Annotated in this window: 12 protein-coding genes and 1 pseudogene; 1 reads left to right on the top strand and 12 read right to left on the bottom strand. The window is 57.8% G+C overall.

The features are described 5' to 3' along the window. Nucleotides 1-3: 3 nt before the first annotated feature. The 8 genes from DIE15_RS03015 to DIE15_RS03050 all read right to left on the bottom strand — a co-directional run bounded on the left by DIE15_RS03015 (nt 4) and on the right by DIE15_RS03050 (nt 8,749). The gene (locus DIE15_RS03015) at nt 4-1,185 is read right to left on the bottom strand and encodes an acetyl-CoA C-acyltransferase (RefSeq protein ID WP_124832326.1); all 1,182 of its coding nucleotides are present in this window, start codon (nt 1,183-1,185) and stop codon (nt 4-6) included. Nucleotides 1,186-1,260: 75 nt separating this feature from the next. Beyond that, entirely contained in the window at nt 1,261-2,529 is a 1,269-nt protein-coding gene (locus tag DIE15_RS03020) for an MFS transporter (RefSeq protein ID WP_124614769.1), read from the bottom strand. A gap of 37 nt (nt 2,530-2,566) precedes the next feature. Then, nucleotides 2,567-3,328 carry an Asp/Glu racemase gene (locus DIE15_RS03025; protein WP_124501110.1) on the bottom strand — a complete coding sequence of 254 codons (762 nt, stop codon included), beginning with the start codon at nt 3,326-3,328 and terminating at the stop codon, nt 2,567-2,569. After that, nucleotides 3,325-3,804: a thioesterase family protein gene (locus DIE15_RS03030; RefSeq protein WP_124832327.1), complete on the bottom strand. Its 480-nt coding sequence runs from the start codon at nt 3,802-3,804 to the stop codon at nt 3,325-3,327. Before DIE15_RS03030 ends, DIE15_RS03025 begins: the two co-directional genes overlap by 4 nt. Next, complete coding sequence (locus DIE15_RS03035; RefSeq protein WP_124832328.1) at nt 3,801-4,958, bottom strand: FAD-dependent monooxygenase; 1,158 nt, start codon at nt 4,956-4,958, stop codon at nt 3,801-3,803. The genes DIE15_RS03030 and DIE15_RS03035 overlap by 4 nt, the downstream gene beginning before the upstream one ends. Then, nucleotides 4,955-5,824, bottom strand: coding sequence for a VOC family protein (locus tag DIE15_RS03040; protein ID WP_124832329.1), 870 nt, complete (start codon nt 5,822-5,824; stop codon nt 4,955-4,957). Before DIE15_RS03040 ends, DIE15_RS03035 begins: the two co-directional genes overlap by 4 nt. 3 nt (nt 5,825-5,827) lie before the next feature. After that, on the bottom strand, nt 5,828-7,522 hold the full coding sequence (locus DIE15_RS03045) for an AMP-binding protein (protein ID WP_260428170.1): 1,695 nt from the start codon (nt 7,520-7,522) through the stop codon (nt 5,828-5,830). A gap of 36 nt (nt 7,523-7,558) precedes the next feature. Next, nucleotides 7,559-8,749, bottom strand: a complete 1,191-nt coding sequence (locus tag DIE15_RS03050; RefSeq protein WP_124832371.1) for an alpha/beta hydrolase — start codon at nt 8,747-8,749, stop codon at nt 7,559-7,561. A 202-nt stretch (nt 8,750-8,951) separates the two neighbouring features. On the opposite strand from DIE15_RS03050, the gene DIE15_RS03055 reads away from it, so the two are divergent. After that, entirely contained in the window at nt 8,952-9,773 is an 822-nt protein-coding gene (locus DIE15_RS03055) for a TetR/AcrR family transcriptional regulator (protein WP_124501105.1), read from the top strand. A gap of 127 nt (nt 9,774-9,900) precedes the next feature. Here the strand turns inward: DIE15_RS03055 and DIE15_RS03060 are convergent, their stop codons facing one another. The 4 genes and pseudogenes from DIE15_RS03060 to DIE15_RS03075 all read right to left on the bottom strand — a co-directional run bounded on the left by DIE15_RS03060 (nt 9,901) and on the right by DIE15_RS03075 (nt 15,501). Beyond that, the gene (locus DIE15_RS03060) at nt 9,901-11,130 is read right to left on the bottom strand and encodes a porin (RefSeq protein WP_124501104.1); all 1,230 of its coding nucleotides are present in this window, start codon (nt 11,128-11,130) and stop codon (nt 9,901-9,903) included. A 466-nt stretch (nt 11,131-11,596) separates the two neighbouring features. Further along, a pseudogene (locus DIE15_RS03065) lies at nt 11,597-12,434 on the bottom strand (response regulator). Between the two features lie 143 nt (nt 12,435-12,577). Beyond that, on the bottom strand, nt 12,578-14,548 hold the full coding sequence (locus tag DIE15_RS03070) for an acyl-CoA synthetase (protein ID WP_124832331.1): 1,971 nt from the start codon (nt 14,546-14,548) through the stop codon (nt 12,578-12,580). Then, nucleotides 14,545-15,501: a fumarylacetoacetate hydrolase family protein gene (locus tag DIE15_RS03075; protein WP_124832372.1), complete on the bottom strand. Its 957-nt coding sequence runs from the start codon at nt 15,499-15,501 to the stop codon at nt 14,545-14,547. The genes DIE15_RS03070 and DIE15_RS03075 overlap by 4 nt, the downstream gene beginning before the upstream one ends. Nucleotides 15,502-15,522: the final 21 nt, after the last annotated feature.

Consider the following 15,522-nt stretch of genomic DNA (forward strand, 5'->3'; position numbering starts at 1 on the left):
CCCTCAGTAAACCTCGAAAAGAGCAGCAGCTCCCATACCACCAGCGACACACATCGTCACAACGGCATAGCGGATTCCTCGCCGTCTTCCCTCGATCAACACGTGTCCCACCATTCGGGTGCCGGTCATGCCAAACGGATGTCCAATCGAAATCGCACCGCCGTTGACATTTAGTCTCTCAGAATGTACTCCGAGCCGACGCTGGCAATAAATCGCTTGTGACGCAAAAGCCTCATTGATTTCCCAAAGCCCAATGTCGTCCACGGTCAATCCATGCCGGGCCAAGAGTCGCGGTACGGCTAACACCGGACCAATACCCATTTCGTCTGGCTCGCATCCAGCGAGTGCGAGCCCACGGAAGGCGCCAAGTGGCGACAGTCCATAACGTTCCGCTTCGCGTGCCTCCATCAAGACACAGGCAGCAGCACCGTCAGAGAGCTGTGAAGCGTTTCCTGCTGTCACGAAACGATCAGGCCCGTTAACCGGCTCCAGCTTCATTAGTGCCTCTGCCGTGGTGCCCGGCCGGTTGCATGTATCCCTTCTAACCGTTACGGCACGCCTTTCGAATGTTCCGGAGTTCTTGTCAGCAACAGACATGATGGTCGAGACGGGCACAATTTCTTCGTCGAACCGACCCGTTGCCTGCGCAAGCTCAGTGCGGCTCTGGCTCCGGGCAGAAAATTCGTCCTGGCCCACGCGGCTAATTTCATAGCGCTTGGCGACAATGTCAGCTGTCTCGATCATCGACATATAGAGATCGGGCTTTCGCTCCATGATCCACGGATCGACACCAGACGCACTATCTTCCCGCGTACGAATCGACGAGATACTTTCGACGCCGCCAGCGATCATTGCCGGCGCGCCATCAACGACGATTCGCCCGGCAGCGAATGCTATTGCCTGCAGACCGGAGGCGCAAAACCGGTTGACGGTGGTCCCCGCGATTGAGATCGGGAGCTCGGAGCGAACCACAGTCTGGCGAGCAATGTTCCGTCCGGTCGCGCCTTCGGGATAGCCGCAGCCCAAGATCACATCCTCGATCAAGCCCGGATCAATGTTAGCGCGCTCGACGGCCGCGCGTACGGCATAAGACGCCAGTGTGGGTCCCGGTGTCGCGTTGTACTCGCCCCGATGAGCCTTCGTTATCGGGGTACGGGCGGTCGAGACAATTACAGCCTCTCGCATGATGTATCGGATATGAAGTGAAGATTAGTCGGGCAACGAACCGCATCCATCGCGTCGCCACCAATGATTCAAAGATTACTTGCCGGTGACGGCAAATCTAGAAAGAGAGTCATTCGAATGCTCCCCCGGCTTCGTATAGCGCCCCAGGCCAAGAAGGAAAACGCAAGACGCTAAAAGAAGGAACGGAGCCATCTGCATTGGCAGATCGTATGACTTGTTGACGTCGAAATAATAGCCCGTTGCCATCGGCCCGATCACTGCCCCTAGTGAGTAACCCGAAAAGACGATTCCGTAAAACAAACCGAATTTTTCCATTCCGATGTAAGCACGTGTGAGATACGAGAGCAAATCACCCTCAGCACCGATCGCGAGTCCAACGAGGATCGAAGCGGCCATCGCACCATAGTAGCTATCGATCTGGCGAAGCAAAACGAAGCCGATGGCTCCCGACGCAAAGTATACGCACGCAACAAACGGGGCATGAATTCGATCGACCAGTAGACCGGATGTGAGACGACCAATCAGAATACCGAACCCGACAAACGATGCGCAGCGCGCCGCATCGATAGCGGATATCCCTCGATCCATCAGCAGTGCAGGAAGGTGTGGAACCAGTGACAGTACGGCGGTAGAAGCACATAGAGCACCCGCAAAGATCATGAGTACCTTCACGCGTCGCCCTCGCGTGGATCCGACCCCGGCATCGACGGCGCCGGAGGTCCCGCGAACATGAACCACGCGCCGAGAACCACGCTTCTCGCGCATCAGAAGGAATGCAACGAATGCGCCTGCACAAGAGACAATTGCTAGTACCTGGTAGGCCTCGCGCCACCCGACGTGTGCGATCAACCGTGCCGATAGTGCCGGCATCGCGACCGTTCCGATTCCGAAGCCGACCATCGCAATGCCAATTGCCAAACCCAGGCGGCGGTCGAACCATTGTGGAAGGATAGCGAGGTAGCCGAGCACGGAAGTAGCCGCACCCGACATACCGACAATCAGAGACAGTGCCACCCAGCTCACCGTATTGCCTTTCTGGGATGCCATGCAGGCCATCGCAATCGCAAATACAATCGCAGAGACAAAAACGACTCTTTTAACTCCGAAGCGGTCCATCAGGACGCCGATGAGGGGACTGACAAACGCCAAACCAAGCATCGAGGCTGAATACGACTGGGCCGCCTGCGCCCGCCCCCAATGAAACTCCTTGACAATCGCCGGGCTGAAAACGCCGCTGGTTGCGATGAAAATGGCCGCAAATCCGAACGCCATTCCCAATGCCGCACCAAGTACGTTTCGAATGTAAATGCCCTTCGACGTTCCGTCATCAGTTGCGATTTCCATGCCATGTCTCCTTGTGACTTGTTATCGATGTTTTCCGTCAGTGCCCCAACCCGCCAAGATCACCGAGGTAAGCACCGGCACCCCTGACCGTAACCGGAAGCTCTAGCAACCGCAGCATCTGCCGGGCCGTGCACACTGCTGTAGAGGTGACCGGAATGCCCAACATCTCTTGTGCTATCTGAATTGCCGGCAGCGACGGCATCTGAACACAGGCCGAAAGCACTACGGTATCGGCGCCACGGACATCCAATCGTTTAACGTCTTCGATCAGACGCATCGGATCACGTGCGCCAACCTCAAGGTTGTCTTCGATAGAAAAATTGATAGCATCGTTGACTTCGATGCCTTCTGCCTCGATATAGCTGACGACCCGCTTCGTCAAGGCATCGGAATACGGAGCCATAAGCGAGATGCGACGAGCGCCAAAGCTCTTCAACTCATCCACAAGTGCGCCTGCGGACGTCATCACCCCTGGGGATGTCTGATGACTATCGAGCGCGTCCAACAGCGATTGCGTAGCCGCGCGGTGATACCCCTCCCCCATACACATGATTGCGACAAGGCACGCGGTACTCAGCACGTCTACCCGCGCATCCGCGAGTTCGATAGCGCAGCGCCCCATATCGCGGTTCATGCGCTCAAGTTCCTCGGGAACAACGCGATGCATACGAACCCGGCTCGAGTGAAAAGTGAACTGATGCTCCGGGTACGCCTGCATATATGCCCCGAACAATGCAGGGATCTCCTTCTCCATCGTGATATTCGAGCTGGGCACGATTTGCCCAATGCGATAATTCATGTCGACTCCGTTTGTTGTAGCGTCTTACGCGCAAAGCCTTCAAGGATCCTTCTCAACGCATCGGGAATTTCAGTCCCGATGCGCGCGTCGGTGCGCACGCATATGGGTGAGAATTTCGAAAGAAAGACGGGTTGCCGATCGAGCGACTTTCCTTCGAGCAGGATGTCGAACGATCGACTTCGAATATCGCCTATGCTGCATTCGATATCGACGCTGTCGTCGGGCCAAAGCGTTCCGCAAAAGTCGAATGTCATGCCGCGACACGGCAGCCCGACATCGAAGATTTCGCCAAGCGGCCGATGTCCACCGCCACTCGACTCTGAGACAAAATCCTTGAATAGCGCCACCGCACTAAGTACGTACTCGCTGAGCCGACCGGTATATACGACACCAGCAGGATCGCAGTCTGCCCAGCGAACCGTACGCCGGACGGTAAAGGGCTCCTCATGAAGCACGTACTCGTAACTATGGATCATGAGAGCCCCTCGATGCTGGGAATCGCCCCGGCCACTTCCAATTCCCGGACCAACGCGGGATACTGCTCGCGCAATCGCCCTGCATCGATACGTCCCGTTCTCGTCATGAACTGGTACACGAACTGATGCGGGCTGAGATCGTTCATCCACTCTCGGATGTTTTCGTACCACATATAGGAAGCTTCCGATGCCTTGATCAAGCGGTCCTTGGATTCCCTACGCCGCGCGACATAACCGGCGAGCGCAGCAACGACATCACTGTCGTTTGCGACAATCGCCTGTGCCAAGGCGATCGAATCCTCCATCGCGATACGTGTCCCCGACCCGATCGAGAAATGGGCACTCGCGAGAGCATCGCCGACAAGCACACGGTTTCCACTGAACCAGTTTGCGTTGCGGATGACCGGAAACTGCCGCCAAATGGAATTGTTTGAAATCAATCGGTAACCGTCGAGCTCGGTCGCGAAAACTTCTTCGAAAAGCGCCTCTCTCTGTTCAAGAGTCATCTCTTCCAGGCCAAGTTTGATCCACGTCTCGTGGTCACACTCCGCCACAAACGTACTCATGCTCTCCGAATACGGATAGTAGTGAGCAACGAAGCATCCGCCACAAAACTCCCGAAATACGAGGGAAGGATTTTCGAACGCCTTTCCGACACCGAACCATGCAAAATGGTTTGTCAGTTCTTGCTTAGTAGTGCCAAATCCGATCTCGTCGCTCGATCGCACTTTTGAATTGACACCATCGGCACCGACAATGATGTCGCCGTCGAGACCATCGATGTCGTTGATTCGCGACGCATAGGTCACCGGAATGTTAAGACGTGTCGCGTGCTCCTGAAGGATCTGCAGGAGCTTCAGTCTTGGGATAGCGCCACCGCCTTGCCCAGGCCGCTTCACGGTTACTGGACTTTCTTGGGTGATGATGGTTTGCTGCGAGGTGAACTTCATGGCCGATATCAAATCGGTGCAAAGCTCAGGCGCCGCTTGATGCAGTCGCGTGAGCCCCGTGTCTGCGAGCACGACACCGAAACCAAAAGTTGCGTCAGCTTCATTCTGCTCGATCACTTCCGTCTGGATATGCGGGGCGTGGCGCGCGAGGAGGATGGCAAGAAACAGACCGGAGGGACCGCCTCCGACGATATTGACCTTCATGCTTGCCTCACGGGCGCGATTACCAGCTTTTCCATATCGAACTGCTCGATGGTCCCAACCAGTCCTCCCGTTAACGCGCCGTACCAGACAGCCGGCTTGAACCCCAACTCCTTTCGCTCAAAGGTAAGGCCCGGCGCCCCGTCGATTCTCACGTAACCATCGCTTACTCGCACGGCTTCGTAACCGCCCCGTTCTTCAGCCGCGTCGACGAGAGCACGAAACTCCGGCACATCGAGGACGAACACGGACGCAACCGACAAACTCCCGAAATCACTGAATCCGGCCCCTTTTCGTTTCCAGACCGGTTCGATGCCCGCAAAGGGACTGCCGGCGTAGCTTGCACGTTCGAGTTCGATGGCCGCTTCGATTGTGCGAGTCGCATCACCCTTATCCTTGTCGTCGAACGGACGCGTCTGGTACGTGATCTCGATGGGATAACCGTTGGGATCATTGAAATAGATTGATTCAATTACTTCGTGGCGAACCTGGTATCGCAACGGAATCCCAACTTCCTCGACGCGAGTTCGCCATTGAGCCAGTTCCGTCTCGTCACGGACAAGCCACGCGGTATGAGTTGCTCGGTCCTGGTAATGATCGGTGGGAATAAGTTTCTCCGGACGTTCGGTACCGATGTAGTAGAAAAACGCGATCGTACTGCCATTTCCGCTGTCGAAGAAAAAATGAAGGAAGTCCGCGTGGTCGGCCGGCCCCCAGCCTCGCGCGGAAATTGCATGGACCAGCGGCAAACCGAGAAGGTCACGATAGAAACGGACCGTCTCTTCAAGCTTCCATGTCGGACGCGCGGTGTGATGAACACCACGCAACACCGGATTCGCGACGAGTACCTCACGTTCTGAACGGTTCATAATTTAGCCTTGGGTAGCAGTTGTTGATGCACGCTCTTCGTTGAGGCGCTCGGTAATGCACTTTCGGAGCAGAGCCTTGCTCAGCTTCCCGGATGCGGTGACGGGAAATTCGTGGATGATTTCCACGCGCTCCGGCCATTTGAATTTGGCTAGACCCGCGGCATCGAGGTATTCGGTCAACTCGGATAGCGTGATGGGCTCAACTCCTGGCTTAGGTACGATGAACGCGCACACCTTTTCGCCATAAACCGGATCTGGCATTCCGACAACTGCGGAGGCATGCACACGCGGGCACGCATTGATGAGATTCTCGAGTTCCTCGGCGTTGATTTTCTCGCCGCCTCTGTCGACGACGTCTTTCGTCCGTCCGCGGAAGAAGAAATAGCGCTTGCCGTCGATCACTTCGGCCATCATCAAATCACCTGATCGGTAATAGCCGTCAGTGGTAAAGCGATGAACGTCTTCCCTTTCAGACTTGAAATATCCGCGGATTGTATATGGTCCGCGGAACAACGCTTCCCCAACCTCTCCGTCATCAACGTCAATTTCTGTTCCCGGTTCAACAATCCGGACCTCGTCATATTCCGACACCGGTCGACCGACCGACTCGTCGAGGATGCGCTGCGGGTCACTAGGATGAGCGAACATGATCACTCCTTCGGTCATCCCAAAGATGTGGTAGCAAGGGGAGCCGAGCGCATCTCGCAAACGCGCTGCATTCTTTGGGCCGATTAGCTTGCGACGCTGCTTCTCCTCTACAGATGCCCTCCGCATTTGGTCCGCGACCCGAGAAAAGATCGGACCGGCAAGGCCAAACCAGGTAGGGCTGTAGCGCTCGATTACGTCGCAGAGCGTTTCATGCCTGATGTCTGGACACACCGTCACGGCCGCACCGTTCAACATCATTGGCCCAAAGAAACAGACCATGTTCATGTTGTGCATGAACGGCGTGGGCATGAAAAGGACATCGTCACGGTGGTAGCCGTTTCGGCTTGCGACCGCCCGCATATTCAGCAAGTACTCGTTCTGAAAACGCGGAATTATCTTCGGGACACCAGTAGTGCCTCCCGACAACTGATACACCGCGACTTGAAACGGATCGTCCTCGACATCGGCCAGCACGGACCGTGCGTCGTTCGTGCCGATGCTGTCAATCAGCGACCACAACGTATTCGCACTGCCACGTGGGGTCCCACGGGCCTGAATGAGGAGTTTCAGAGAAGGGACGTAATCGCACATTTCCTCGCCGAAAGCGACGTCGTCGAATCTTGCATCGTCACCTTGTACGACGTGTACGACTGCTTCGCAGAGATTGCCGAGATAGGAAATCTCGTGCTTACGAAACGCCTGAAGCGCACAAAGAGGGATTAGCGTTGCCTTGAGGCAACCGACAAACGCGATGAGGAGTTCGTTGCAGTTTCCGCACTGCAAGATGACAGGATCAAGCGGCCGGGCGCCTTCGCGCAACAGCGCCGCGCCAAACCGGTCGGTAAGTTCATCAAACTCCTCGTAGGTGAACTCGCCCTCTGGGCCGACCAGAATTTTTCGCCCGGCATGCTCGCGAAAGGACTCACAAAGCGCGGCACGCAGCGATTGCTTTTGAAGGACGCCGGCATCGACGTAGCGGGCCAATCGTTCGATGTCGGGATAACGGACGCCCGGCAAAGCTCGCTTGGGCCTGAACTCTCTTTCGTTCAACTGTGTCTCCATCTTGTAACTGTGGTGGTGCAATGCTCAAACGGTGAAGCGTGCACCCAGCCACTCAGCGATATGCTCACCCGCGACCCGTCGGCCGGAAGGCTCGTCCTTGCTCAAAGCCATGCCATGGTGGTTTCCACGAACCTTGATTCGCGTCTTATTTTTCGACGCTATGTCGTTGTAGATGCATTCGAAATCCTCTGGGAAAGCACACTGATCACCCGAGTACTCCAGCAAAAGCGTCGGCACATCGATCGCGGACGCACACTTCGCGAATGATGCGTTACTCGTCAGGCCGGACCATGTGGACAACCACGATTCCGGAGTAACTACACGTCCAAATGCGACGCTGCCCCAGTTCGATGTGAATGGATCGTTGCCCCACAGAGAGCCTGCCTTTCTGTCCGATGGGTCTATCGACGTATCCCAGGCACGAAGATCAGCGTCGGTGCGCCATACCTGGAATATCGGGGCATAACCCGCAACTCGGTGATCGATAGCGGTCCCGCCCCCTTCCTTGACACGCTTGCGCGCATCTTGCTTCCGCGCGAGCAAAGCCCGCGCATGCACGTCCAGGCGCTGCACTCTCGCAAGTTGCGCCGTCCTGTATCGCGTCGAAAATTCGCGAGAATAGCGCGCTGTTCTGGTTGCCGCGTCATAGCCGTTATCTGCACTGAACGGATCAAGTGCCGGATCGACGGACATAGGATCGTTTTCGTCGATCACACTCGGATCGACGCTATTCAGGAGAATCACCCCCTGTCCAGGATGCGGAGAAACCAGAATCATCCCGTCCGCTGTCGGCATCACGACGTCACCAAGGCCAGTCACCCGCCCCCCTGGAGTGCGCTTGATGCGCTGTTCGGGAGCCAGACGCGACTGCTGATGATAGAACGCGTAGAGGGCACCGCCACCAGAATTTCCAAGCAGAACGATGTTTTCGAATTCCAGCGAGCGCAAGTGGGTCATGCCAGCTGCAACGTCCAACAGCGCAATCTCGTGCTCCAGCCGCAAATCGTTGCCGATGGATCGGGGGCCCTGTACCCAGCAGGCGCACCCCGCATCGAGCACCGACGGAACGAGATAGTGCGTCACGGACATTTCTCTCGGATGCATGATCGAGACAACGGTCCGCTCCTCGCCTGTCCGCGTAAAAAGGAATCCTAGCGTCTTCTGACCGTCTGCAGTCTGCAGTGCATACGGGACCACTTTATATGGGCGCGTCATAAGGGCCGGGTCCCAGTTAGCACCCCGCAGCCCTGCGGTCACGATCGCCTTTTCAATATCAGCCACTTCGTCTCCTGATCGGTTCAAGCACTTGATCAAAGAGTAGAAATATATTGAGATGGTGTCAATTATATTTTGGAGGTAGACTGTCGGTACTTTCCCGCAACAACTTTTGGTCCCCACACGAACCATCGCGCTGACCATGACGGATGCACCCCGAAACAAAACCGAATCCGCCGGCGAAACCGTCCCTCGACGGCGAGGCCGGCCGCCTAAGACGGCATCAGCGATCGGTACCGAGCCACTGCTGTCCCGGAAAGTGATCATCGAGCGCGCCAGCGAGATGGCTCGGTCGATGCCTCTTGACCAGGTTTCGATGGTGCAGCTCTCAAAGGAATTTGGCGTCGCGCCGGGCCTGATCCACTATTACCTTGGCAGCCGCGACGACCTGATCTCCGGGGTACTAAACGGTTACTATCGTCAACGGCTTGAAGCGTTGCCGGCGTTAACCGGAGACTGGCGCCCGGACGTCGAGAAAATCGCCCGGATCTCGTATGCGTTCGCGCGTGAAATGCCGGGTGTCAGCCTCTATATCGCATCGCACAATCGTTTCAGGCTTTTCCAGGCTGTCGGACCAGGCGAGACGGACTACGGCCTGGCGCTGTTCAATCACACGACCTCGGCATTTCTGCAGGGTGGTTTCACTGCGGAAAAGACCGCGCTCGCGTACCATTTGCTTGCTCAATACCTCTTGTCTTCAAGCGTGGCAGCTGCGGGGCGACAGAGCCCCGCCGAGCACTCGGACTACATACGCGACAAGTTTGAAGCCGCCTCGGACGATCGATATCCAGCAGCCAAGCTGGTTGGGTCGGCTTTCTCGAAGCTCAGCGCCGACTGCGCATTTGATGAGGGCCTGCGGCTGCTGCTGGATGGATTCGAACAGTGGCCCCGATCACATGGAGAAGCGCTGGAGTCTTCCCTTCCGCGCACGTCACGGCGAAAGCGCGTGGCAAATAACAACTGATCGTCCCATCGATTCCAGCCGGTTGCTCCGCACCGATTCGAGGCTTGTTGCTATTTGGAAGTGTGGCGCCGTACGATTGCCATCTCTATAGAGCGGCGCCACACGTTACCTCAGCTTGGCGGCGACATCAAAACTTGTGCCGGATGCCGAGCCGAACGCCGATCTGTTTATCCGTCGCCGACGGACTGAAGCCAGCAATTGATGCGACGGCGGGTTGTCCGAGCGAATCATGACCCATCGCACGTTGAAGTACCGCCAATGCATACAAATCCGTGCGTTTCGAAAGGCTGTAATCTACGCCAAGATCCAGCTGCAAGTATTTTGCCCCCTGGTCGCCCTTCACCGCGTTCCGATGCGTGTAGTCAACGCCTGCGCCGAGTTGGAGCATCGGTGATGCACGATATCGAACGTTGAGATCGACACTCGTAAATACAGCGTCCCCGGTATAACCCAACGGATTGGGCCCCGACGACGATCCCAGCGAGCCAAATCGAACGTTCGTACCAACCAGAGAAAGCGTCGTGTCTGTGAGCGTATAAGAGGCTCCCGCCCCGAAGATCTGCAGCGTCTTGGCAGATGCATAGCCAGCATAGACAGGATTGGACTCGGGTGCTGTTGAGCTACCTCCGGAACCGATGTTGTTCGCCGCGGCGGTACCTTTATTCGGAGTGTTGCCGTAAAACGATACATTCGGATCGCGCGCGTTGAGGTACCCGAGTCCCATGACGAAACGCTCTCCGGTGTACCCGGCGCCGAGCCCCCATATCTGGTTCTGTGCCTGACTCCCTGGCACACCGCCAAAACTATAGAGGGCGCTGGCCCTGAAGCCGCCGTAGGACGCCGAGGCGAACTTCACAGAATTGTTGATGCGGTTCGTATTCGTCAGGTTGTCGAGATCGTCCGGATGAGAACCCATGTATCCAGCGAATGCACCCGACGCAGCGAACTGTTGCACATAGTCCACCAACGGATCGTACTGACGGCCCGCAGTGACCGTGCCCCAAGGGCTGGCCAGTCCTACCCAAGCCTGGCGTCCAAACTCCGCTCCGCCCTGAGCCAATGCACCGGTGTTCGCCATGAACCCGTTCTCCACATTGAAAATCGCCTTCCAGCCACCACCCAGGTCCTCGACGCCCTTGAGGCCCCAGCGGCTACCGCTGAGACCGGTAGTATGGGCGTCACTCAACGCAAACTGTGAGGCACCGTGCGGCTTCCCGTCGATCTTTGAGGTCTGCGCGTTATTCGCGTAGGTCACGCCGACGTCGACGATTCCATAGAGCGTAACGGTACTCTGGGCGTACGCAGGCACAGCAAGAATCGCAGCGGCCGAGCATACCGCGGAACATGTCCATTTCATTGGGGCGTCTCCATTAGGTAGTTGTACTGATAAATTATTCATGCGGACCCAGCGCACACCACCGCTACGTCCGACAAAATTGATACACCGTCAATTTATGGGGAAAATTTAGCAGATTTGTGAGGGGTGTCAATAAATGTACGGCAGCTTTCTCATCAGCGTTTACCCCGCGCCGGCGAAACAGTAACGCGAGTCCGGCCCCGGATCGACTTGCGAAGACAATGAATTCGTTACGAGGCGACCATCGGACAGATCTGGCCGGATCGCTCTCGTTATGTGCTCAGCACGGCGGTGATCGCATCGCGGCAGTACCGGTAACGTTTGCGGCCGGCCTCACAGACCCGACTGGCGGTCCGCGCAGATCGCAGTCGCGCTCGCCCCCTGCTCTTGTCGATGGCAAGCAGCGCGTAAAGCAACAGGCGTGTGCGGTCGGACAAGACGCATGCTCGCCGGTGTTCCGGGGCTACTACTTTGAGTCCCTGCCCACCCGCATTTCGTCGCTTGTTCCGCCACAATCCTGCCCAAGGTGTCTCTTCCGCCAACGCGATGGGCTAACGCCAAGTTGTTCCCGAAATGCGGTGGCAAAATTGGCCGCGCTCGAGAAGCCAATCTCGTCGGCTACATCCGAGATACTCATCGATGTCGTCGAAAGAAGGTGCATAGCGGTGCGCAATCGCGTCTCGCGCAAATACTCGAATACCGTCTTGCCCCAAGCAATCGCGAAAAATCGGGGACAAGCGCTTTTCGTGGGTGCCGACGAGGTGTGCCAGTTCGTCAAGAGCTGGTGACTTACGCAAATCATGCAGTAGGATTCCGATTGCAGCGCGTACCAAATTGGAGTCCGGATTATCCGGTAGTTCGGGCACGTTTCGAGGTTGCCGATCGCGACTGGAGCGCTTAATATGATTTCGAATTCGAACGATGACCTCTGCCGGCTCGAACGGCTTTACGATGTAGTCGATTGCTCCCGTTTCAAGCCCGGCAAGACGGTCCTCGAGCGCACCCGCGACGGTCAGAATTACAACTGGAATAGTCTGCGTCGACGGCGTCGAGGCCAACAATCGGCAGACGGCGACGCCGTCCATCCGGGGCATGCGGACATCCATCAGTATCAGGTCCGGCGAGACTGCCTGCGCACGGTGATAGGCCTGTGAACCATCAAAGGCGACACTGATCCGGCAACGGGTAACTCGCAAGAGTTCGATCAGGAGCCGCAAGTCGCTCGGACGAGCGTCGACGATAAGGATGTGTGCTCCGCTGAGGTCCATCACCGAGCGAAGTGAGATTGACCATTGTGATGACATGGTTTGCCAACGGGCGTGGAAAAACAGTTATAGCGGTCGCCGGCGCCCTGAAACGGGAAGTGCTATCGGCTTCCGTCAGGCCCGCCTAATCGCCTCACCGACCTCCAACTAGAAACGGCCGGTGCAGCGAAAGGCGGCCGGCATCATTCGGTCCTACTCGTCAGATCCACGCCTGACCCAGCCGCAGTTATCGAAAAACGAAACGGGAAGCGTCCGAGAATCGATTTCGTTTGTCCAGCGTTCGATTCTTCAAATAGAGAGAGACATAGCGAGCCATCTTCGCTAATACTCAGCTCTACGGGATTGATCCCATTTGCGGCTAGCGCATCCCGGACGGCGTCGAGAGTCTCGCGTCGCTTCAACTCCGGCTTGAAAGTCTTACCTACAGCCGTTAGCGGTATTGCATCGACGATATGGATGCGTTTGGGCAACGCTGCCCGTTCGCTGATGGATTCCCGCATGAAAGCAACCAGTTCGTCCTCGGTTGCGCGCATACCCGCCTTCAATTGCACGTAGGCGACCGGCAATTCCCCCGCGTGAGTGTCTGGCCTCCCGACCGCCGCCGCGATCTGCACGGCGGGGTGGCGATGCAGCGGCTCCTCGATCGTGGCTGGATCGATGTTGTGGCCACCGCGAATGATTAGTTCCTTTCGCCGTCCAGTCATCCAGAAATAGCCGTCTGCATCGCGCCGCGCCAGATCGCCTGTATTGAGCCAGCGCGCACCGTCGCCGAGGTCGAGCCATAGGCCTTCGTTTTGTGCGGGTTGCGTATAACCGGCAAATACGTTCGGCCCCGAGATCAACAGCAGCCCGGTCTCGCCTTCCGCGCAGTCCCGTACGTAAGCGCCGCGGTCATCCACGATCACGGCTTTCATCGCTTGGCCCGGAATCCGCAGGCCGATCGACCCGAGCCGGCGTTCTCCGGCCGGCGGGTTGACGCTGCTGACGCACGCGCCCTCGGTCAGCCCGTAGCCTTCAAGGACGCGCACACCAGTACGCGCCTGGAACGTGCGAAACACCTCGACAGGCATCGGCGCCGCGCCGCATAACCCGTACTCCAGCGAACGAATGTTGCGGCCCTCGACCGGCACGTCGAGCAGCGTCGAATACAGCGTCGGCACGGCGCTGAAGAAGTTGATCCGGTGATGCTCGACGATTTCCCAGAAGCGGGAGATCACACCATCGCCGCGATAACCTTGCGGCGTGCCGAGCACGACATGAGCGCCACGCGAGAAAGGGACGAGCCCCGTGACCATCGCCGCGTTCACGTGAAACAGCGGTAGACCGCAAAACAGCGTCTTGCCGGGGCCGATACCGGTACCCAGGACCTGCCCCATGCTCCATGCATTGGCAACTTCGTTGCCGTGTCGCCGCATCGCGATCTTCGGCAAACCCGTCGTCCCGCCGGTGCAGAAGAACGATGACAAGTCGTTCGCATCAAATTCGCGACGGCTCCCCAGCGACGCGCCCGATTCTCGAGCAATCGACGTCGCGAAATCGTGAATCTCGATGTGTGCTGGCACGGCACCGCGCACATCGTTGCGCCCGTGAAGTCGCCGACATTCGCGGCGCTGCATGACTCGTGCGGCAATACCGCGCCAGCCTCGCACCTGCCCCGCGAGATCGACGAGCAACAGATGCCGCAACGACGGCACCTGCTCCAGCACTGGCTGGATCTTCGGCCAAAGGTCCGTGCCCGGGAACGGCGCCAGCGTAACCAGTACCCGGGCGCCGGCGGCGTTCAGCAGCGATGCGATCGCGGCCCCTTCCAGCAATGGGTTGATCGCACAGACGATGCCTGCGGCCTCGCCGCCCCAGATCACGAAATGCGTTTCCGGCAGATTCGGCAGCACGTAGGCCACGACCGACTGGCGGTCGATGTCGAGACGCGCGAACAGGTTCGCGGTTCGCGTGATGTCGCGCAGCAGTTCCGCATAGGTCCAGCGCAACGGCTTGCGATGGTCGGCCGTACGCAGAAAGAACGACAACGCCGGCGCAGACGGATCGATCGCCGCCCCCTGACGGATCATCTCGTAGGTGCTGGCAGGCAGATCGGCCGGTGGCCCCTGCGTTTCGATCGCAATGACGTCGGCTTCGGTAGCGATCGGGTTCATGCGACCTCGTCGACGACACGGTTGCGTTGTACACCGAGGTCGATCGAACCGTCGTGGCTCGCAATCCGTGCTTCCACCAGATCACCCGGCTTGAGGTACTGACGCCTGCCGGCCTGCACCTTCGTGAACATTCGCCATTTCATCGGCTCGGGCAGCAGTGCCGCGACCCGCTGCTTTGCCGGCGACGGGATGCTGAGTGCGCACCCCGACGGCGTTCCGGTCGCGAGCAGATCGCCGGCGTGCAAATCGTGAAGGCCGGACAGTTCAGCAAGCGTCTCGGCCGGACCATAGACGAGATTTGCGGTCGAATCGTTCTGGCGCACCTCTCCATTGACGCTCAGAGTCAGCTCCAGGTTGCGCAATTGCGCCATATCGCGCGCGTCGAGCAGGCACAGATACGGACCGACCGGGCCGAAGGTCCGATAACTTTTGCCTTTGTAGAACTGCATTTGCGGAATCTGGACGTCGCGTGCCGAATAGTCGTTGACGATAACGGCGCCGGCGACGTACTCATGCAGATTGCTGGCGGCAATCTTTTCGCGTGACGTGATGTCGCGCCTGAGGACGAGCCCCAGCTCGATCTCGTAGTCGAGAAAACGCACGTGCACCGGCCGCACCACGTCCGCGTTCGCCGGCACGATACAGCCGGGCGCTTTCGTGAAGATCATATTGAACGCCTTCACGTCCGGATCCATCCCGGACTCGATCATGTGTTGCCGGTAGTTCGCACCCTGGCAGACGAACTGCTGGTTGCGCGTGACGGGCGACAGCCACTCGACGTCAGCCTCGGCGATCGTTTCACCACTCAGGCGAGCCAGATCGTCGATGCGGCATGCGCGCACGAACGCGGCCGTCGTGTCGAACGCGCCTGGTATTGGAGTGATCCAGCCACTCCTCACCACGCCCCAACGTGCACGACCTTCGTGCAGGTAATGTAAAACATGCAGTGCCATGAAAACGCCTCGCTCAATATG

The organism is Burkholderia sp. Bp9031 (assembly GCF_003857965.1).
GTDB lineage: Bacteria > Pseudomonadota > Gammaproteobacteria > Burkholderiales > Burkholderiaceae > Burkholderia > Burkholderia ambifaria_A.